At 61.6% G+C, this 667-nt stretch carries 1 protein-coding gene; it reads left to right on the plus strand.

What is annotated here, in order from left to right; genetic code table 11:
* Nucleotides 1–667, plus strand: a 667-nt coding sequence (locus FJD38_RS24415; RefSeq protein ID WP_146388047.1) for an RHS repeat domain-containing protein, incomplete at both ends; no start/stop codon positions are given.

The following is a 667-nucleotide window of genomic DNA, read 5'->3' on the forward strand; positions in this document are numbered from 1 at the left end:
CATCGAAGACAAGTTTGAACGCGCCCTGATGCTGCGCTACCACAACAACCGACTGTGCGCCGTCGACTACCAGTACTACGACCACAGCCGCGAATTCATCGAACGCTCCGACGAGCACTACGCCAAATACCGCGTGCGTTTAGAACGCTGGACCACCCTGCACACCCCCGTCTCCTACAGCTACAACGACGCGGGCCAACTGATCGGCGCCACCAACGCCCTGCAAGAAACCGAGCACTACCGCTACGACACCGATCACGTCATCCAGGAACGGCAACTGGCCGGTGGCGCGACGTTTTACTGGGAGTGGCAACACCGCGGCAAACAGGCCCGCTGCATCCGCCACTGGAACAACTTCGGGCAGATGCACGCCCGCTATGAATGGGACGACGCCGGCACCGTCACCGTCCACCATCAGGACGGCAGCCGACAAATCTACGCACACGACAGCAACGCCCGCCTCGTCAGCCAGACCGACCCGGACGGCGCCACCCATCAAAAAATCTACGACGAACAAGGCCGCCTGATCGCCGAAAAAGACCCCCTCGGCGCGGTGACCGAATACCAGTACAACGAAAGTGGACTCCTCACCGCCCTGATCCCGCCCCAGGACGAACCCACCTACTACAGCTACCTCGACGGCCACGTGCGCAAAATCAGACGCGGC

The sequence above is a fragment of the Pseudomonas saxonica genome (genome assembly GCF_007858365.1).
Taxonomy (GTDB): Bacteria; Pseudomonadota; Gammaproteobacteria; order Pseudomonadales; family Pseudomonadaceae; genus Aquipseudomonas; species Aquipseudomonas saxonica.